The sequence below is a fragment of the Oceanobacillus salinisoli genome (assembly GCF_009733865.1).
In the GTDB taxonomy this organism is placed as follows: domain Bacteria; phylum Bacillota; class Bacilli; order Bacillales; family Amphibacillaceae; genus Oceanobacillus; species Oceanobacillus salinisoli.
Map to the genome: position 1 here is coordinate 1 of NZ_WOFB01000017.1, position 19,880 is coordinate 19,880.

A 19,880-nucleotide genomic window follows, 5' to 3' on the forward strand; every position below is an offset into this window, starting at 1 on the left:
GGCCAGGCGCAGTCCGTACGTCGCTAAACGGGCACTTGCGCTTTTGTTCTTACCATCGGTTTACGCGACTACATCACCCCACCCCAGCATGGCTAGAAGCAATCACGTCGCTAGGGTGAACGATTACGAGTTTTTCTACACATAAGGAATGGAAGTCTAGCATGATATTTTCTACTGCTATATTAGTTAGTTAAGTTCTTAACTTTTTATTCGGTTCATAAGATGAATGTGAGAGGGGGATGCATACGTGAAAAAACTCAGGCAGCGTGTCCAATCATTATTAATTAACTCTTTTGCACTTCCTTCTGATGTAATTCTCGAGTTACCTCGAATTACGGTTATTGGACAAATTCACGTGTATATTGAAAATCATCAGGGATTAGCAACATACTCAGATACGGAACTAAAATTAAAAATCAATAAAGGGTACGTTCAAATAAAGGGGAAATCCTTTGTTTTAAAAATGATGCTTCCAGAAGAAATTTTACTTGAAGGCACGATAACAGAAGTCAAATTTTTGCCAAATTAATATATTTTTTAGTTATAGGAGGAGGAAATGAGACAGGTACAGGGCACTTTTTTTTCAGGATATGTCACCATATTAATAAAAGGAAATCACCCTGAGCTATTTTTTCAAGAATGTACGAAAAGAGGAATCTCCGTTTGGAACATTAGAAAATCGGCGGACGATACTTGTGAGGGAAATATTAGGTTACGGGATGTAAAACACGTTAGGAAATTGATCAGGGGAACTCCTCATAAATTAACTTTTGTACGTAAAAAAGGCTATCCTTTTTTATTTAACCGATTTACTAAACGAAAACCTTTACTAATAGCGCTATTATTAAGTGTATTATTGGCTGTATTTCTATCCAATATTCTTTGGAAAGTAGAGATAACTGGTGTTCCTAAAGAAATTGAAGAGAAGATTATGAAACAATTAGACAGTTATGGTATTCACCGTGGTGCTTGGATTTTTTCTTTGGAACAGCCGAATACGATTCAACAAAAGCTGGTGGAGGATGTTCCTGAATTATTATGGGTTGGTGTGGACCAAAGAGGGACAACCTATCACCTTGAAGGTGTTGAGAAAGTTATCGTGACAGAAGAAGAAAAAAATGAACCAAGAAACCTTGTAGCAGCCAAAAAAGGTGTCATTAAAAATATGTATGTAGCAAAAGGACTACCAATGGTACAAGTAAACGATTATGTAGAACCGGGAGATTTGCTCGTATCTGGTGAAATTGGAGCCAATGATTTAGAAGAAAATGATGAGGAAAACGAGGAAGAAGATGAAGAAGAAAAAGCCAAAAAAGTTGATTATGTGGCTGCAGACGGAGAAATTACTGCCCAAACATGGTATGAAGTAAAGGTGACTGTTCCTTTGGAATATAATTATGAGGAATTAACAGGAAATAAAGAGAGAAAATACTTTATAGAAATTGGCGATTTTAAATTCCCGATTTGGGGATTTGGGGATCCGTCTTTTGATGAAGTGCATTATGAAACGAACGAAAGTCCAATTAATTTCCTCAAATGGGAATTACCAATAAAAATTGTGGATACAGTACTAAGTGAAAAGGTATATCGAAAAGGGGAAAGAACAAAAGCAGAAGCAATGGAAGCAGGAATTGAGCAGGCAAAATCAGAATTACTATTAGGGCTGGGACCGGAATCGAAAATATTGTCAGAAAAAGTTTTGCATGAAAGTATCGAGCATGATAAAGTTAAATTAAACCTAATATTTACTGTAGAGGAAAATATTGCACGTGTACAACCTATAAATCAAGGAGATTAGTTATGGCTGAACATTTAACAGAAATTGATTTGCATGTTGCAGATCCAAACGAAGCATTAGCTTTATTCGGTACAAACGATAAACACCTAAAATTAATTGAGAAAAAACTTCAAGTCTCTATCGTATCGAGAGGAGAACTTGTAAGAGTTTCAGGTGAAGCTGATGCGATTACACTTGTACAAAATATATTAACAACCCTCCTTACTGTTGTTCGAAAAGGAATAACTATTTCAGAGCGTGATATTGTTTATGCGGTTGATCTTGCAAAAGAAGGAAAAATTAACCAATTGGAGACGCTTTTTGAAGATGAAATCACAAAAAATGTAAAGGGTAAACCGATTCGAGTAAAAACGCTTGGTCAAAAAAGTTATATTTCGGCCATTAAATCCAAAGATCTTGTTTTTGGAATTGGCCCGGCTGGTACCGGTAAAACGTATCTTGCTGTTGTAATGGCTGTAAATGCGTTAAAAAATGGAGAAGTAAAACGAATTATTTTAACTCGACCGGCAGTGGAAGCCGGTGAGAGTTTAGGCTTCTTACCTGGAGATTTAAAAGAAAAAGTTGACCCTTATTTACGACCGCTATACGATGCATTACATGATGTTTTAGGCGCTGAACATACATTGCGTTTAATTGAGAGGGAAACGATAGAAATTGCACCTTTAGCTTATATGCGGGGCAGAACGTTAGATGATGCTTTCGTTATTCTTGATGAGGCACAGAATACAACGACAGCGCAAATGAAGATGTTTTTAACACGCCTTGGTTTTGGTTCGAAAATGGTAATTACCGGTGACATTACACAAATTGACTTACCTAAAGGAGTAAAGTCAGGCCTTCAGGTAGCAGAGGATTTATTATTGAATGTAAGGGATATTTCTTTTGTTTACTTAAATCAATCTGATGTAGTCAGACACCCATTAGTTCAGAAAATAATAGAAGCTTATGAAAAAAATGATTCATGATTATAGTAGATTATAGTAAGACCCTTCGATAATGGGTCTTATTTCTGTATCATGAGTTATTTAGGGGTGATTTCTCGTGAAGAAGAAATTAAAAGGCTTTATATCAATCTTATCAAAAAGCGGTTCGGGATGGCTGATTATTCCATCCGTTATTTTTCTGGGAATTTTTTTCTTTTTTATTACTTTAAACAATGTACAAACAGAAACATATGAGTTGGACCGTTTCAGCATAGCAACAGAAACGATTCGTTCCCCAATCACCATTGAAGATGAACAAGAAACCAAGCGTAAAACAAGAGAAACCGTTCAGTCTGTGGAGGATCGCTATAACATTTCCGATGAGGTGACCCAGGAGCAAATCAAATATGTAGAAGAAATATATGATGCTATATTGACGTTGGAAGAAGAAAATAGTGTATTGGAATCGGATGATGAGGAAGAAATTGAGAAACCACTTTCTAACCAGGAAAAAGTGCAAAAATTAAATCAGCTGTTATCAGTTGATATATCCAATAAAGTAGATGATCAAACACTCATTCAATTAATCGAAGTGTCAAGAGATGAGCGAGAAGCGGGTTTTGAATTGTTTAAAGATTCATTAGAAGAAACGTTAAATAATGGGGTTCGCACTGAAAACGTACAGACAGCTATTACCAATGTACAAGATAGTATTAAATATTCAACCATTGATGATGAATTAAAAGAGCCATTAATGGATCTATCAGAGTTTCTTGTTGTCGAAAACTCCTTTTTTGATGTGGAACAGACAATGGAAGCACGAAAAGAAGCTGCCAGCAGGGTAGATCCGGTTATGATTCAAGCTGGTGAAGTCATTGTTCGGGAAGGTCGGACGATTACTAATGAAGTATACGAAAATCTGGACTTAGTAGGTGTTCTGGATGACCAAAGGAATGTCTTTCCTGTTATTGGGTTAATGTTATTCATTTTGTTAATTTGTTCTGTCATAGCTTACGAAATGTATAAGATGGAGATGAATAAGCAGTTAGATAGAGCTAAAATTATAACAATAATAAGTGTTACGGTCATCGGAAGTGTCTTGATGAAAATCGTGAGCTTATTTACGGAAGAATATAGTGAGCTTTTTTATATCGTACCAATAGCTACTAGTGCTCTATTGCTTAAGATGATGATGAATGAACGTATTGCATTTGTTATGGCAACTCTTTATGCTGTTTTGGGCAGTATTATTTTTAATGGTGAAATTTCTGGATACATAAATGCAGAGGCTGCAATTTATTTATTCCTCTCACAAATTGCAGGTATTTATTTCTTGATAAATGTCAAGGATAGAACAACGATACTAAGGTCGAGTATAGGTATAGCTATTGTTAATGTCATGATTGTTATTTTATTTATATTTTTATCATTTGAAAAATATACCTTTCAGGATTTATTCATTCAATCAGGCTTTGCGATTATATCCGCTTTCTTATCTGCTATACTTGCTATCGGAATGCTTCCGTTTTTTGAATCGATTCTAAATATTTTATCAGATGTAAAATTATTACAGCTATCCAACCCGAATCAGCCATTGCTAAAGAAAATATTAACGGAAGCTCCAGGAACCTATCATCATTCTGTCATGGTGGCTAATTTAAGTGAGACAGCATGTGAAGCCATTGGAGCAAATGGTTTGTTAGCAAGAGTGGGTGCATATTATCATGATATTGGAAAAACTTTAAAACCGCATTATTTTATTGAGAATCAATTATCGATAAAAAATCCTCATGACTTTATTGACCCTAAAGAAAGTGCAAATATCATTATAAATCACCCGTATAATGGTGCAGAATACTTAAAAAAACATAAAATGCCAAAAGAAATTATTGATATTGCCACACAGCATCACGGGACAACATTGCTTGAATATTTTTACTACAAAGAGAAGGATAAAAATAAACATGTTAAAAAAGCTGATTTCAGATATCCAGGACCTAAGCCGCAAACAAGAGAAACGGCCATAATTTGTATTTGTGATTCGGTTGAAGCGGCCGTACGTTCCCTAAAAGAACCTACAGAAGGGAAAATTGAAGAAATTGTTTCGTCTATCATTAACAACCGTATGACAGATGGTCAATTCGATGAGAGTCCGCTTACACTAAGAGAACTAAAAACTATACAACAAACGATTTGTGAAACTTTAAAAGGAATTTTTCATTCCAGAATACAGTATCCAATAAAGGAGGCAAAATAAATGAATATTGACTTTCATGATCAGACTAGAACAGTAGATGAAGATATGGTGGATTTATTACACCGATTACTGCAATTTGCTGCTAAACAGGAAAATGTATTAAGAGAAGCGGAAATTTCCGTTAATTTTGTTAATAATAAAGAAATTCAGGAAATTAATCGAAATTACCGGCAAAAAGATATGCCAACAGATGTCATTTCCTTTGCTATGCAGGAATCGGTAGAGGGGGAATTGGAGATTGTTGGAGAGGATGCAGATATGCCCCTAAGTCTCGGAGACATTGTTATTTCTGTTGAAAAAGCCAAAGAACAAGCGGCAGAATATAATCATTCTTTTGAAAGAGAATTAGGCTTTCTTGCTGTTCACGGATTTCTTCACTTATTAGGATATGATCATATGACAGACGAGGAAGAGAAAAAAATGTTCTTACGACAAGAAGAAATCCTGGGTGAGTTTGGTCTTGAAAGGTAAAAGAAGAAAAATAGGCTTTTCTTATGCGTGGAATGGCTTGAAAGATATATATCAATCTGAGTTTAATTTCCGGATCCATGTAACGATAGCCTTTTTAGTGTTCTTTTTTGGGGTAGTTTTTCAGCTAACAAAAATGGAGTGGATAATCGTCATCTCTGTGATTGGGTTTGTTTTGGTTGTGGAAATTATTAATAGTGTTATTGAAAGAATCATCGATTATGTAAAACCGGAATATCATCCTCACGCAAAATTTATAAAGGATGCGGCTGCAGCAGCTGTACTTATTTCAGCAGCAGTTGCTGCTATTATTGGCATCATCATCTTTTTTCCAAAATTATATGAGTTATATTTAATGTAGGACAGACTGGACATAACTAACACACACAATCCTTAAAACGACTGATTCCATGTTAAATAACTAATTAATTCCTCTTTTCGCGAACTTTGTTGTTATGGAATTTATATAGAATGCAAATAAGTTTAATTTGAGATAATACTACCGCTACGGAAATACACTACGCGCACCTTAGGTTGGTGAGCCTCCTCATGCTGTCTTCTCTAGGGGGCACACCGATCCCACTTTTCCCCCAGGAGTCTCCGTGTATTTCCTTCGCTGGTTTTGAGCTTTTATATTTCTAACATTTTATTTTGCTAAATAAATTTTAGAATACTTACCATTATTAAGATGGTTGATTGGAGCGGAGGGCAGTCGACTCCTGCGGGAAAAGCACGTGTCTGAAGACCCCGCAGCGGCGGTTTTCCGCGAGGAGGCTGAAGCCGTGCCCGCGGAAAGCGACTGCCCGGAGCGGAAATCAACAATGCACATACTTAGTCAGGAATTTATATCAACTGCTAAATATTTTTTTGCATAAAGTAACAATCTTTTGGAAAAAGCCTTGTTAAAAGGAAAAATCCGAATTAATTCGAATTCTAACGGAAGAATTTTGAATGATGTTCGGGTTTTTCTTTTTAGTAAAATACTTTTGACTTTTGACCCCTCATATTTTTCACGTGAATAACTGGCTGTAAGACCATCATATCAAGTGTTTGAGATACATCAAGATTATAAGTGGGGGGAAAGGAGTCAGTAAACGTGATATTTTCAACGCATGTTCCTGCAAATAAAATCATATTTTAAATATAGAAAGGATTTTTTGGAAGCTTTTGTCGAATATATGAAAGAATTAACAAATTGTAGTATTATATGTATAACTATAACGTCCTGGAGGATTCAACATGGAAAATAACAATTATAAATCAGGGTTTATTGCAATAATCGGCCGACCAAATGTAGGAAAGTCTACTTTTTTAAATAGAGTAATTGGGCAAAAAATCGCTATTATGAGTGATAAACCACAAACAACGCGAAATAAAATTCAAGGTGTACTAACCAGGGATGATGCACAAATGGTTTTCATTGATACGCCAGGAATTCATAAACCTAAACACCGGTTAGGAGATTTTATGGTTCAGGTAGCCGAAAATACGCTTAATGAAGTAGATGCCGTACTATTTATGATCAATGCTAAAGAAGGATATGGAAAAGGTGATCAATTTATAATGGATCTTCTTGCAAAAACGAAAAGTCCAGTATTTTTAATCATCAATAAAATTGATCTCATTCATCCTGATGACCTATTCCCACTAATTGAACAATATAAGGATAAAGCAAATTTTGAAGAGGTTATTCCAATTTCCGCTTTGCAGGGAAATAATATCACTCATTTATTGGATGTTCTAAAGAGCAAATTGCCAGAAGGACCACAGTATTATCCGGAAGAACAAATTACCGATCATCCCGAACGGTTTATTATTACAGAACTAATAAGAGAAAAAGTGTTAGAATTAACTAGAGAGGAAATACCGCATTCGATTACTGTTGTTATGGAAAACCTTGAAAAACGAGATTCCAATGCGATCTTTATTCAGGCTACAATTATTACAGAACGAAAGACACAAAAAGGAATACTAATCGGAAAACAAGGCAGTATGCTGAAGGAAATTGGAAAAAAGGCTAGAAAAGATATCGAAGCATTATTGGGTTCAAAAGTGTATCTTGAATTATGGGTGAAAGTAAAAAAAGACTGGAGAAACAAGCAAAGTCAGCTATATGAATTTGGATTTCGAACAGATGAGTATTAATTATTAGCAAACATGGTAAATTTTTATACTTATGATTGTTCGAGTCTAGGTGAACCTAAGAGTACCGCTACATTATTAAACTAATTGAAAGGTGGGTTTTTATATGATCGACCTTACATGGAAACTTTTTAGTCAAACGGGTAATATTGAAACCTATTTACTTTATAAGGAATTAGAGAATGAACAAAGTTACGGAGAGTTTCAACAAAGGGAAAATGAAGAGGAATCACCATTGGAATCAAATATATAATGTAGCCTGAAAGCACTTGCTGTATAGGGAATAGTGAGCATGTCTGATAAAAAAAGAAAGGTGAAGCGATGTGCTTGAAAAAATTGATGGAATCATCATGAAAACGAAAGACTATGGTGAAACACATAAAATTGTCACGATTTTCAGTAAGAAACTAGGAAAGTTTACAGCATTAGCAAGAGGTGCTAAAAAACCGAAAAGCAGAATGGCTGCGGTGACGCAGCCATTCATCTTTGCACAGTTTTTTGTGTATGTAAATAAAGGTTTAGGTACAATTCAGCAAGGGGAAATCATTGATTCGAATCGCACCATTCGTGAAGATATTGTCAAAACAGCTTATGCAGCCTATATTATGGAATTAACAGATAAACTTATAGAAGATGACCGAATAGGGGCCCCGTATTTGTTTGAGCAGCTGCAGGAAACAATGAAATACATTACAGAGAATGAGGAGTCGGACATACCAATTATGATGTATGAGGTAAAGTTATATAAAAAAGGAGGGTTTGCTCCAACAGTAGATCGCTGTGCCAATTGCGGGAGTAAAGAAGCGCCATTCTCCTTTTCTGTTGCAGAAGGTGGGTTGCTATGTTTACAGTGCATACATATGGATTCAGAGGCGATACGCTTATCCAATACTTTAGTTAAACTATTGTATATATTGTCCGAAGTTAGTTTAGAAAGGGTTAATACAATATCGGTGAAAAAAGAAAATAAAGATGTTCTTCGTCAATTGCTGGATACATACTATGAACGCTATGGAGGATATTATATTAAATCACGAAAATTTTTAGGTCAGTTGGATATGCTGAAATAGACTTTTATTGACAGTTTTCATGTGATACAATATATTTATACATAATACGATTTGATATTCTATTGCCGAGAAGGAGAGGAGTATCTGCTGGCCACTCTATTAGTAGCGAATCCAGGATGGTGCAAGCTGGATAATAGGGAAGCAGAGAAGGGCGCTCCGGAGCAACGTATATAAAGGGGCTCTTTCAGAAAAGAGCAAGTAGGGTGGAACCGCGGTAAAAGCCGTCCCTATGCCTGTAAATAAGCAGGCATAGGGACGGCTTTTAACATTACTTTAGGAGGTATGGAAACAATGAATATCCAGGAAATGATATTAACACTTCAAAAATATTGGTCAGGACAAAATTGTATTTTAATGCAGGCATATGATGTTGAAAAAGGTGCAGGGACTATGTCACCTATGACATTACTTCGCAGTTTGGGCCCCGAACCATGGAATGTAGCGTACGTGGAACCTTCCAGAAGACCGGACGATGGAAGATATGGCGAAAATCCAAACAGGCTTTATCAGCATCATCAGTTTCAAGTTATTATGAAGCCTTCTCCTGAGAATATTCAGGAGTTGTACTTAGATTCTCTAAAGGAATTAGGAATAGACCCGTTGAAACATGATATTCGTTTTGTCGAGGATAATTGGGAAAATCCAACGTTAGGTGCTGCAGGTTTAGGCTGGGAAGTCTGGCTTGACGGAATGGAAATTACTCAATTTACTTACTTTCAGCAAATTGGCGGTTTAGAAGCAAACCCCGTATCTGTAGAATTAACGTATGGGATTGAACGGCTTGCATCCTATATTCAGGACAAGGAAAATGTATTTGATTTAGAGTGGAATAATGGAGTAACGATTCATGATATCTTTTATCAGCCAGAATTTGAACACTCAAAATATACATTTGAGGAATCCAATACAGAAATGCTTTTCAAGCTGTTTTCCATGTATGAGCAAGAAGCAAAAACAACGATGGAAAAGGGACTCGTTTTTCCAGCTTATGATTATGTGTTGAAATGTTCCCATACATTTAACCTGCTGGATGCAAAGGGTGTCATTTCTGTAACAGAACGTACCGGCTACATTTCGCGGATTCGCAATTTGGCACGCAGTATTGCAAAAGCATATGTTGCAGAAAGAGAACGGCTTGGGTTTCCAATGTTACAAAAGGAGGAGAAATAAATGGCAAAAGACGTTTTATTTGAAATTGGTCTAGAGGAATTACCTGCTCGATTTATAGATAATGCAGAAAAGCAATTATTGGAAAAAACAAGCAAATGGCTGGAAGATATAAGAATCTCCTTCGAAAAAATAACGAGCTTTTCCACACCTAGAAGATTAGCAGTGTTCATTCAAGGAATGGATGAAGTGCAGCAAAGTATAGAGGAAGAAGCAAAGGGACCAGCTGAAAAGATTGCCAAAGATGCGGACGGTAATTGGTCGAAAGCGGCAATCGGCTTTACAAAAGGTCAGGGCAAAACCGTTGACGATATATATACAAAAGAAGTAAAAGGTACTGCGTATATTTTTGTAAAAAAACATATTGAAGGAAAACAGACAGTAGATTTATTACCGGAATTTAAAACTATTATTGAATCGATTCAGTTTGGCAAAAACATGCGCTGGTCAACGGAAACAATGCGATATGCACGCCCAATACGCTGGCTTGCTGCACTCTATGGCAATGAGGTGATTCCATTTGAAATTGCTTCTGTCCAGACGGGTAATAAAACGTATGGTCATAGATTTCTAGGTAATGAAATTGTATTGGACAGTCCAATCGAGTATGAAGAAGCACTTCGGAATCAATATGTAATAGTTGATCCAAAAGAACGGGAACAAATGATTATAGAGCAAATTAGGGAAATCGAGGAAAAAGACAACTTCATTATTCCAATTGATCAGGTTCTTTTGGATGAAGTCCGAAACTTAGTGGAATATCCTACTGCATTTATTGGATCTTTTGATGAGAAGTTTTTAAAACTTCCATCAGAAGTATTGATCACTTCGATGAAGGAACATCAGCGTTATTTTCCTGTTAAGGACCAAAATAAACATTTGCTTCCTAAATTTATTGGTGTTCGAAATGGAGATGAACAATCCATAGAAACTGTAGTAAAAGGAAACGAAAAAGTCCTGCGTGCACGACTGTCTGATGCTGTATTTTTCTATGAAGAAGATCAAAAGCGTTCCATTGCATTTTATCTGGAAAAATTACAGCGTGTTATTTTTCAGGAAAAATTAGGAACTTATACGGATAAAGTTAATCGTGTTGTTTCGATAACGAAGGCGATAAGTGAAGCAATGAATATGGATGAAGCTACGACGGAAAAAGCGGTAAGAGCTGCTGAAATCAGCAAATTCGACTTAATGACAAACATGGTCAATGAGTTCACAGAGCTTCAAGGTATTATTGGTGAAAAATATGCCCTTATTTTCGGGGAGAATGAAGAAGTTGCGAAGGCAATTCGTGAGCATTATTTGCCAAAACAAGCTAATGGCCATTTGCCTGAAACCATATCAGGCTCTATTGTAAGTATTGCAGATAAGTTGGATACAATCGTAGGGTGCATTTCGATTGGACTTACTCCAACAGGTTCTCAGGACCCATATGGATTACGCCGTCAGGCTACAGGAATTTTACGCATATTAAGAGAAAAGAAATGGAATATCACATTAGAATCTCTTTTGAATATAGCCAAATCAGTATATGATCAAACTGACATTGAACTGATGGATAAGGAAGAGATAATAAAAGCGCTGAATGATTTCTTCCGGCTGCGCGCAACCTTCCTGTTAAGGGAAATCGATGTAGAACCAGATGTTATAAATGCTGTTATTAAAAAGGACATTGGTATATTCGAATATACGGAAAAGAAAGCGAAGTTACTATCTGATAAGCGTAATGATGCCAGCTTTAAACCGGTTCAGGAAGCTTTAGTCCGTGTGTTGAATCTAGCAAATAAAACAGATTATACAAATGTAGCCGCCAGCCAATTTGAAACGGAGTCAGAAAAAGGGTTATATGATACATTCCTGGGAATAGTCGATGAATATCGTCAGGCTAATAAAGAATTGGATGCGGATGTGGCATTAAAGTGCCTGAGTAAATTAGCAGAACCAATTCATGCATTCTTTGACCATAATATGGTTATGGCAGAGGATGAAGAAGTACGGAATAACCGTTTAGGCTTGGTTAATGTTATTGCGGAAACCATTATAGAGTTCGCCGATTTGTCCTTGATTGAATGGAAACAACATCAATAGATAACTTAAAAGTATAACATAATTCCCTTTCTAATTTGAATGGTTTATAATTATTGTGAAATAGTATGTTATATTTAGCAAGGCGGTGAAAGGGTGGAATTATCAAGCAGGCAAGAGGAAATTATTGAAATAGTTAAGGCTAATGGACCTATCACCGGTGAAAATATCGCAGAGAAGCTAAATTTAACGCGAGCCACACTCAGACCGGATTTAGCGATTTTAACCATGTCCGGTTTTTTGGAAGCGAGACCTCGCGTGGGTTATTTTTTCACCGGTAAAACAGGTTCAGAGCTCCTTTCGGAAAAGATTAAAAAATATAAAGTACATGAATTTCAACAAGTTCCAATTGTTGTGAAAGAAGATGTATCAGTATATGATGCTATCTCCACGATGTTTTTAGAAGACGTTGGAACTTTGTTCGTCGTAAATGAAAATGGTTGTTTAAATGGTGTGCTGTCCCGTAAAGATTTGTTGCGTGCTAGTATGGGGCAGCAGGATTTAAATAACATCGCAGTGCACATTATTATGACAAGAATGCCAAATATTACGGTATGCCGTAAAGATGATTTGTTATTGGATGCTGCCCAAAAACTAATAAATAAGCAAATTGATGGATTGCCAGTTGTGAAAGATAAAGAAGAGGGATTGGTGGTCATTGGCAGGATTACTAAGACAACAATTACAAAAGTATTTGTCGAGCTTGCTTTAGATCATCATGTATAGATGAATGGAGGGGAAAAGAAAGCATGAGTTCCGAACGTATTGTCTATGTTCTTTCTGATTCGGTTGGAGAGACTGCAGAATTAGTGGTGAAAGCGGGATTGAGCCAGTTTAACGGTCAGGAATATAAAATATTTCGTGTTCCATATGTAGAAGATTGCCAGACTATTGATGATTCTCTGCAATTAGCAAAGGAAAATTATGGTATCATCGGCTTTACTTTAGTAAATCCTGATTTACGAAACTATTTAAATGAACAAGCAAAAAAATTAAACATTGAAGCAATAGATATTATGGGACCGATGATAACGGCCATGGAGCGGGTATTTGATAAGTCGCCGAGACTTGAAGCGGGACTAGTTCATAAACTGGATGAAGACTATTTTAAGCGGGTGGAAGCGATAGAATTTGCAGTTAAATATGATGATGGCAGAGATCCCAGAGGAATTGCCAGAGCTGATATTATCCTAATCGGGGTTTCACGAACTTCCAAAACTCCATTATCTCAGTATTTGGCACATAAACGATTGAAAGTAGCTAATGTTCCAATCGTGCCAGAAGTGGACCCGCCGGAGGAATTATTTGATGTAAACCCGAATAAATGTATCGGATTAAGTATTAGACCGGAAAAATTGAACGAAATCAGAAAAGAACGTTTAAAAGCGCTGGGGCTCGGAAATCAGGCAACATATGCAAATTTGGACAGAATTCACCAGGAACTTGATTATTTCAACAAAGTAGTGGATAGAATAGGTTGTAAAGTCATCGACGTTTCCAACAAAGCAGTTGAGGAAACGGCGAATGTTATTTTGCAAATGATGCACAAGTAAAGTTTCTAATATTTGAATAAGGCATTAGGAAAGCATTCTACTCTATATCGTAGAATGTTTTTCTTTTATTTGGAAAAAAAACAAACTTTTTGATAGAAATTTTGTTTAAACTGTATTATAATAAATATTTGTGTAAAGATATATACTATAGGAAAACAACCTGATTTAAGGATATTCTGAAAAGTAAAACATTCGTCATAAAGAAGGAATCTTACATTTTATGTAGAAATATAAAATAAAGCTGTTTTATGGCTTTTTATATAGATTGGTTCTCCTTCAGACTTCAATTCAAACAAAGGAAGGAAATTTTTTTCCAGTTTAAGAAAAAAATGTCGAATCATGAAGGATTTTTTCAAATGACAACGAATAATATATAGTATGGTGGTTTATATGGCCAATCAAATACCAGAGGAAGTAATTGAAGAGGTACGAAAGTCCAATGATATTGTGGATGTTGTTGGAGAATATGTTCAATTAAAGAAACAAGGTCGAAATTATTTTGGGCTTTGTCCATTCCACGGTGAAAATACACCTTCTTTTTCCGTTACCCAGGAGAAACAAATTTTCCATTGTTTTGGATGCGGTAAAGGTGGAAATGTCGTTACTTTTATTATGGAAATGGAGAGTTTTTCGTTTGTTGAAGCAATAAAGCATCTAGCAAGCCGGAGCGGTACACAACTACCGGAACTTGGTGGTGAGAAGGAATCTTCCTTATCTCAGGATACACAAAACATTCTATCTGCTTATGAATGGTTAACGAAACTATATCATCATTTGCTTAGATTTACAAGAGATGGTAAAGAAGGTTACAACTATTTAAAAAGCAGAGGAATTAGTGATACAGCAATTGATGAATTCCAACTAGGTTTTGCTCCAACTGCGAAAAGTTTTACAGCTGAATTTCTAAAGAAAAAGGGGTTTAATCAAGCATTATCAGTAAAAGCAGGTTTACTTTCTTTACAAAATGACAATAGTGTAACTGACCGATTTAGGGGAAGAGTTATTTTTCCGATACGCAACCATTTAGGTAAAACGATTGCTTTTGGAGGCAGATCCATATCAGGTGGAGAACCAAAATACTTAAATAGTGCGGAGAGTGAACTGTTTCATAAAGGAAAAATTTTATATAACTTTGACTTAGCAAAAAAACATATTCGCAAAGAAAATGAAGTAATATTATTTGAAGGCTATATGGATGTAATAACTGCTTATCAAGCGGGTATAAATAATGTTATAGCAACCTTAGGTACTGCATTATCCGAATATCAGGCGAAGTTGTTAAATCGTTATGTTGATACCGTTGTGATTTGTTATGACGGTGATAAAGCCGGACTGGAGGCAACATACAAAGCAGCTAATTTACTTCGAAATGTTGGCTGTCAGGTTAAAATCGCCAACATGCAGGATGATTTGGATCCAGATAGTTTTATTAAAGCGCATGGTGGAAAGGCTTTTAAAAATGAAGTTCTCAACACAAGTGATACTTATGTAAGTTTCTATATGCGATATCTGAAAAAAGACTATAACCTTAGTATAGAAGGAGATCGCATTAACTATATAGAAAAAGTTATCAAAGAACTTGCACTTATCGATAGTTCTGTCGAAAGGGAATATTACTTACAGGAGCTTCATAAAGAATATAATATTTCCATGGAATCACTTACACAAGAGGTTGAAATTCAAAGAAATAAACAAGGACAACAACCGAAGAAGGATAATCCGGATAAGAACAGAAATACTAATAGAGGATTAAGTTATCGTTCAAATAAGAAATTACTGCCAGCTTTTCAAAATGCAGAAAGAAAATTGTTGTCATATATGCTTCACAATCCATTAATAGCGGAAAAAGTACAGGAAGAAATGGGTGCTGGTTTTAATATAGAAGCACATCAGATTATTGCTACTCATTTATATGCTTTTTACGAAGAAGGCCACCTTTCAGATATTAGTTTGTTTATTGAAAAGTTAAGTGATTCCGAATTACAAAAATTAGTTACTGAAATCGCAATGTATCCTGTACTAGAGGAAATAAGCGACAAAGAGATAAATGATTATATTCGAATTATTCAGGAACACCGAAATGATTATGTGAGCATTCAAACATTAAAAGAACAGCAAAAATTAGCCGAACAGCAGAAAGACCCGTTAAAAGCTGCCCAAATTGCAATGCAAATCATTGAAATTAAGAAGCAGTTAAAACGCACAAATTAAAAGTTCTATAAAATTGGAAGGAGGGGGACTCATGGCTGATAAAGAACAATCACAACCAACAAAAGAAACAGAACAGACCCTGGATCAAGTAAAAGAAGGCTTGGTTGAAGCGGGGAAAAAGCGTGGTACTTTAGCATATGAGGAAATCGCGGATCGTTTAGCCAATTTTGAGATTGAATCAGATCAAATGGATGAGTTCTATGAACATTTGGAGGAACAAGGGGTTGAAGTAATTGGCGAATCTGACGATGATCCAAATATGAAGGAAATTGCCAAAGAAGAAGAGTTTAATTTAGAAGACTTGAGTGTTCCACTTGGAATTAAAATAAATGACCCTGTAAGAATGTATTTAAAAGAAATTGGCCGTGTAAATTTATTATCTGCAGCAGAAGAAATTGAACTCGCTACCCGAATTGAAGAAGGTGATGAGGAAGCGAAAAGACGGCTTGCAGAAGCCAACTTAAGATTGGTTGTAAGCATAGCCAAGCGTTATGTAGGCCGTGGAATGCTATTTTTGGACTTAATACAAGAAGGAAATATGGGCTTAATAAAGGCTGTTGAAAAATTTGACTATCGTAAAGGATTTAAATTCAGTACCTATGCTACCTGGTGGATTCGCCAAGCTATAACAAGAGCTATTGCCGATCAGGCAAGAACCATTCGTATCCCTGTTCATATGGTAGAAACGATTAATAAATTAATTCGCGTTCAGCGCTCTCTTTTACAAGATTTGGGCAGAGAACCAACACCAGAAGAAATTGGTGAAGAAATGGAATTAGCTCCAGACAAGGTCCGGGAAATATTAAAAATTGCTCAAGAACCAGTTTCACTTGAAACTCCAATTGGTGAGGAAGATGACTCCCATTTAGGAGATTTCATTGAAGATCAGGAGGCAGTTTCACCATCTGATCATGCTGCATACGAATTGCTGAAAGAGCAGCTGGAAGATGTATTAGATACACTTACAGATAGAGAAGAAAATGTCTTACGCCTCCGTTTTGGTCTGGATGATGGACGTACAAGAACCCTGGAAGAAGTTGGTAAAGTATTTGGTGTTACCAGGGAACGTATTCGTCAAATTGAAGCAAAAGCACTTCGTAAATTGAGACATCCAAGCCGCAGTAAACGTTTGAAAGACTTTATGGATTAAAGACTACAGTCATTGAGAGCTAAGAATGGTTCTTAATGACTCTTCTCTTTGCTTTTTACATATGTACTGAGGTGAAAATGATGTCAGATAATCGTGTTTCTACTATTGTCAAAGAGATAAAATATTGGAAAGAACATAAATTATTACCTGAAACGTATTGCGATTTTCTCCTAGCTCTTTATACCAATGGAGATGGTGAGTTATCGGGTACTTCTAAGAAAAATAAAGTAATGGTACTTCTTCCAGCTATTTTGTGCATAATGCTGTTACCGTTTTCTTTTCTTGTGATTTATTTTACGAAATTTGAAGCGGTTTTGCAACTGACTATACTAATTCTTTTTTTTAGCTACTCTTTCTGGTGTTCGATATATTTAAAAAAGCATACGACTTACCTTTATCATATGGCTCTTGTTATTTCCCTGTTACTATTACTTATGTTTACTGTCTTCATAGGAAATTTATGGAATGGTCATAGTTATCTTATAGCTGGTATTATCCTGTTAAATTTTATTTTTTGGCTCTTTTTGAGTAATAGACAACATTTACATTATTTGAAATTTACCGGTGTCATTGGGCTAGTCTTTTCCATTATTTATATTATTTTATAAAATTTCACATCTAAATTCTTTAAACTAAGTTGATTTTCGAGTAAACTATAAATAGTTTGATGTAATATAAAAAGAAAAGGGGATTACATAAGGAGGAAACGTAATGAAGAAAAACCCACTTATACCTTATGCAATTATTGCTGTAGTAGGTGTACTAGCCGTAATTATTATATCTTTCGTTGGTCTTGGACAGCGTGATGCGATCCATCAGGCGGAAGAGGGGGGTACTGAACAATCTGCAGAAGAAGGGGAAGTGTCAACAGACCCTGAAGCGATTTTCACAAATAATTGTGCTCAATGTCACGGAGCGGATTTATCTGGGGGAATGGGACCGGATTTAACAACAATTGGCTCTAAGTACAGTGCAGATGAAATTGTAGATATTATTCAACAAGGTATTGGTAGCATGCCTGCTCAGCAGCAAGTACCTGCCGAAGAAGCCGACTTACTTGCCGAATGGCTTAGTGAAAAACAATAATTGATAAAACAGTTAAGCTTTCTGCTATCATTCAGAAAGCTTTTCTTTTTGCATGCATGGCCAGTATAATGATATATACTATTAAACGTAAGTATTTTACTTAGAAGTAAGTTCCAGTAAAGGAGAGAGAAATGGTTAAAACAATTAATTTGTCCACACGGTTGACTGCCGTTGCATCATACATAAATAAAGGCGCACATTTTGCTGATATTGGTTCCGACCATGCTTATTTACCATGTTATGTATGTTTGAAGGACAAGACGGCAAAAGCGATTGCAGGAGAAGTTAATGAAGGCCCTTATAATAGTGCCAGAGAAACGGTTACATCCTATCAGCTTACGGATGTGATTGACGTAAGGTTAGGCAATGGTCTGGAAGTTATCAGACCGGGTGATGAGCTGAATCATGTTGTAATAGCGGGAATGGGTGGTTCCCTAATAAAGAGTATCCTTGAAGATGGAAAAGACAAATTAAAACATGTAAAACGTATTATTGCTCAGCCTAATGTAGATGCAAGAAACGTCAGGAAATGGCTGGTGGAAAATCATTATTTCCTTACGAATGAAGAAATTGTCGAAGAAAATGGGCACATATACGAAATAATAGTTGCAGATTACAGCGAAAGAACCAGTGAAAAAGAGAAGATTAGTGGTAAAGAACTATTATTTGGTCCGATTTTATTAAAAAAGAAAACGAAGGAATTCTATAAAAAATGGCAGCATGAATTTGAAAAACTGCAGCGTATCGTGTTACAGATGAAACATGCGAAGGTACAGGATATAGAAAAAATAAAACAATTTGAACAGGAATTAGTATGGATGGAGGAGGTACTGCAAGATGGAAAATCCAATCAATAATTCAAATGTGTTTCAATTAATGGAGAAATGGGCCCCGAAGAGTTTAGCATATGACTGGGATAATGTTGGCTTGCAAGTTGGATCCTATAATCAGAGAGCAAAAAAAATCATGGTTACACTTGATGTGTTGGAAACGGTCGTGGATGAAGCAATAGAAAAAGAAGTAAATCTCATTGTTGCGCATCATCCGTTATTGTTTAAACCATTGAAGCAAGTGAACTATGATACACCACAAGGAAGGATTGTTAAAAAGCTAATAGATCATCAAATTACAGTCTATGCAGCACATACTAATCTGGATGCAGCAAATGGCGGTGTAAATGATATGCTTTCTCGTACCCTTGGGATAGAAAAGACAGATTTATTGCTCGAATCCACAGTTCAAACATTATTTAAAATAGCAGTATATGTTCCATTATCACATGCGGATGAAGTCAGGGACGCTCTTTCAGCTAGTGGAGCAGGTCATATTGGAAATTACAGTCATTGCACCTTCCAAACAGAAGGAAAGGGAACGTTCAAACCATTGGAAGGAACCAATCCGTATATTGGAACAACAAACAAACTACAATTTGTAGAAGAAGTGCGCATGGAGACCATTGTACAGGAAGATAAATTAAATGCGGTTATTACTTCTATGGTCAAGGCCCATCCTTATGAAGAGCCAGCTTATGATATTTATCCATTAAAAAACCCAGGGCAACGTTATGGTGTTGGACGTATTGGAAAATTACCGTATAAAATGACCTTACATGATTTATGTGAACAAGTAAAGGAATCCTTGAAAATGCCTCGTTTACGAGTAACAGGGGACTTAAATAAAACGGTCACTAACGTAGCTGTACTGGGTGGTAGTGGAGAAAAATATATTCATGCAGCTCGTCAAAAAGGTGCAGAGGTGTACATTACTGGGGATATGTCTTTCCATATGGCACAAGATGCATGGCAAATGGGATTATCTGTAATAGATGCTGGACATTATATAGAAAAGGTCATGAAACAGGAAACGGTCATGTATTTAAGAAGAGAATTAAATGATAGGTCCATTGAGATAATCGCTTCTGAGACAAATACAGACCCTTTTCAATTTGTATAACAACAACCTAAAGGAGT

General features: G+C 36.1%; 19 protein-coding genes. All 19 read left to right on the forward strand.

The genetic code is table 11. From position 1 onward, the window contains the following. The first annotated feature begins 247 nt into the window (after positions 1-247). The 19 genes from yqfC to GMJ66_RS12765 all read left to right on the forward strand — a co-directional run bounded on the left by yqfC (position 248) and on the right by GMJ66_RS12765 (position 19,863). On the forward strand, positions 248-529 hold the full coding sequence (yqfC, locus tag GMJ66_RS12675; protein WP_156290694.1) for a sporulation protein YqfC: 282 nt from the start codon (positions 248-250) through the stop codon (positions 527-529). A gap of 27 nt (positions 530-556) precedes the next feature. Then, the gene (yqfD, locus tag GMJ66_RS12680) at positions 557-1,798 is read left to right on the forward strand and encodes a sporulation protein YqfD (protein WP_156290695.1); all 1,242 of its coding nucleotides are present in this window, start codon (positions 557-559) and stop codon (positions 1,796-1,798) included. 2 nt (positions 1,799-1,800) lie between these two features. Then, positions 1,801-2,763, forward strand: coding sequence for a PhoH family protein (locus GMJ66_RS12685; RefSeq protein WP_156290696.1), 963 nt, complete (start codon positions 1,801-1,803; stop codon positions 2,761-2,763). Positions 2,764-2,839: 76 nt separating this feature from the next. Further along, complete coding sequence (locus tag GMJ66_RS12690; protein WP_156290697.1) at positions 2,840-4,978, forward strand: HD family phosphohydrolase; 2,139 nt, start codon at positions 2,840-2,842, stop codon at positions 4,976-4,978. Next, a complete protein-coding gene (ybeY, locus tag GMJ66_RS12695) occupies positions 4,979-5,449 on the forward strand; it encodes an rRNA maturation RNase YbeY (RefSeq protein ID WP_156290698.1) in 471 nt (156 codons plus the stop codon). It begins immediately after the preceding gene. Continuing rightward, positions 5,439-5,807: a diacylglycerol kinase gene (locus tag GMJ66_RS12700; protein ID WP_197046690.1), complete on the forward strand. Its 369-nt coding sequence runs from the start codon at positions 5,439-5,441 to the stop codon at positions 5,805-5,807. The genes ybeY and GMJ66_RS12700 overlap by 11 nt, the downstream gene beginning before the upstream one ends. Positions 5,808-6,685: 878 nt before the next feature. Further along, positions 6,686-7,591: a GTPase Era gene (era, locus tag GMJ66_RS12705; RefSeq protein WP_156290700.1), complete on the forward strand. Its 906-nt coding sequence runs from the start codon at positions 6,686-6,688 to the stop codon at positions 7,589-7,591. 103 nt (positions 7,592-7,694) lie between these two features. Next, positions 7,695-7,841, forward strand: a complete 147-nt coding sequence (locus GMJ66_RS12710) for a YqzL family protein (RefSeq protein WP_156290701.1) — start codon at positions 7,695-7,697, stop codon at positions 7,839-7,841. Between the two features lie 70 nt (positions 7,842-7,911). Then, positions 7,912-8,658 carry a DNA repair protein RecO gene (gene recO, locus GMJ66_RS12715; protein WP_156290702.1) on the forward strand — a complete coding sequence of 249 codons (747 nt, stop codon included), beginning with the start codon at positions 7,912-7,914 and terminating at the stop codon, positions 8,656-8,658. A 291-nt stretch (positions 8,659-8,949) separates the two neighbouring features. Continuing rightward, the gene (gene glyQ / locus GMJ66_RS12720; protein WP_156290703.1) at positions 8,950-9,828 is read left to right on the forward strand and encodes a glycine--tRNA ligase subunit alpha; all 879 of its coding nucleotides are present in this window, start codon (positions 8,950-8,952) and stop codon (positions 9,826-9,828) included. Then, on the forward strand, positions 9,829-11,913 hold the full coding sequence (gene glyS / locus GMJ66_RS12725; RefSeq protein ID WP_156290704.1) for a glycine--tRNA ligase subunit beta: 2,085 nt from the start codon (positions 9,829-9,831) through the stop codon (positions 11,911-11,913). It begins immediately after the preceding gene. 93 nt (positions 11,914-12,006) lie between these two features. Further along, entirely contained in the window at positions 12,007-12,636 is a 630-nt protein-coding gene (locus GMJ66_RS12730) for a helix-turn-helix transcriptional regulator (protein ID WP_156290705.1), read from the forward strand. A 23-nt stretch (positions 12,637-12,659) separates the two neighbouring features. Continuing rightward, positions 12,660-13,463 (forward strand): pyruvate, water dikinase regulatory protein, encoded by an 804-nt coding sequence (locus GMJ66_RS12735; RefSeq protein ID WP_156290706.1) that lies wholly within the window; start codon positions 12,660-12,662, stop codon positions 13,461-13,463. Between the two features lie 390 nt (positions 13,464-13,853). Further along, a complete protein-coding gene (dnaG, locus tag GMJ66_RS12740) occupies positions 13,854-15,674 on the forward strand; it encodes a DNA primase (protein WP_156290707.1) in 1,821 nt (606 codons plus the stop codon). Positions 15,675-15,705: 31 nt separating this feature from the next. Beyond that, a complete protein-coding gene (gene rpoD / locus GMJ66_RS12745; protein WP_156290708.1) occupies positions 15,706-16,824 on the forward strand; it encodes an RNA polymerase sigma factor RpoD in 1,119 nt (372 codons plus the stop codon). An 80-nt stretch (positions 16,825-16,904) separates the two neighbouring features. Then, positions 16,905-17,432, forward strand: a complete 528-nt coding sequence (locus GMJ66_RS12750; RefSeq protein WP_156290709.1) for a hypothetical protein — start codon at positions 16,905-16,907, stop codon at positions 17,430-17,432. A 103-nt stretch (positions 17,433-17,535) separates the two neighbouring features. Next, entirely contained in the window at positions 17,536-17,910 is a 375-nt protein-coding gene (gene cccA / locus GMJ66_RS12755) for a cytochrome c550 (protein ID WP_156290710.1), read from the forward strand. Between the two features lie 131 nt (positions 17,911-18,041). After that, a complete protein-coding gene (locus GMJ66_RS12760; RefSeq protein WP_156290711.1) occupies positions 18,042-18,767 on the forward strand; it encodes a tRNA (adenine(22)-N(1))-methyltransferase in 726 nt (241 codons plus the stop codon). Further along, positions 18,748-19,863, forward strand: coding sequence for a Nif3-like dinuclear metal center hexameric protein (locus GMJ66_RS12765; RefSeq protein WP_156290712.1), 1,116 nt, complete (start codon positions 18,748-18,750; stop codon positions 19,861-19,863). Before GMJ66_RS12760 ends, GMJ66_RS12765 begins: the two co-directional genes overlap by 20 nt. The last annotated feature ends 17 nt before the right edge of the window (positions 19,864-19,880 follow it).

What these genes read in the sequence shown, in the direction of transcription:
- yqfD (WP_156290695.1), top strand. Translation starts at nt 557, where the DNA reads ATGAGACAGGTACAGGGCACTTTTTTTTCAGGATATGTCACCATATTA.
- GMJ66_RS12685 (WP_156290696.1), top strand. Translation starts at nt 1,801, where the DNA reads ATGGCTGAACATTTAACAGAAATTGATTTGCATGTTGCAGATCCAAAC.
- ybeY (WP_156290698.1), top strand. Translation starts at nt 4,979, where the DNA reads ATGAATATTGACTTTCATGATCAGACTAGAACAGTAGATGAAGATATG.
- era (WP_156290700.1), top strand. Translation starts at nt 6,686, where the DNA reads ATGGAAAATAACAATTATAAATCAGGGTTTATTGCAATAATCGGCCGA.
- GMJ66_RS12710 (WP_156290701.1), top strand. Translation starts at nt 7,695, where the DNA reads ATGATCGACCTTACATGGAAACTTTTTAGTCAAACGGGTAATATTGAA.
- glyQ (WP_156290703.1), top strand. Translation starts at nt 8,950, where the DNA reads ATGAATATCCAGGAAATGATATTAACACTTCAAAAATATTGGTCAGGA.
- glyS (WP_156290704.1), top strand. Translation starts at nt 9,829, where the DNA reads ATGGCAAAAGACGTTTTATTTGAAATTGGTCTAGAGGAATTACCTGCT.
- GMJ66_RS12735 (WP_156290706.1), top strand. Translation starts at nt 12,660, where the DNA reads ATGAGTTCCGAACGTATTGTCTATGTTCTTTCTGATTCGGTTGGAGAG.
- dnaG (WP_156290707.1), top strand. Translation starts at nt 13,854, where the DNA reads ATGGCCAATCAAATACCAGAGGAAGTAATTGAAGAGGTACGAAAGTCC.
- rpoD (WP_156290708.1), top strand. Translation starts at nt 15,706, where the DNA reads ATGGCTGATAAAGAACAATCACAACCAACAAAAGAAACAGAACAGACC.
- GMJ66_RS12750 (WP_156290709.1), top strand. Translation starts at nt 16,905, where the DNA reads ATGTCAGATAATCGTGTTTCTACTATTGTCAAAGAGATAAAATATTGG.
- cccA (WP_156290710.1), top strand. Translation starts at nt 17,536, where the DNA reads ATGAAGAAAAACCCACTTATACCTTATGCAATTATTGCTGTAGTAGGT.
- GMJ66_RS12760 (WP_156290711.1), top strand. Translation starts at nt 18,042, where the DNA reads ATGGTTAAAACAATTAATTTGTCCACACGGTTGACTGCCGTTGCATCA.
- GMJ66_RS12765 (WP_156290712.1), top strand. Translation starts at nt 18,748, where the DNA reads ATGGAAAATCCAATCAATAATTCAAATGTGTTTCAATTAATGGAGAAA.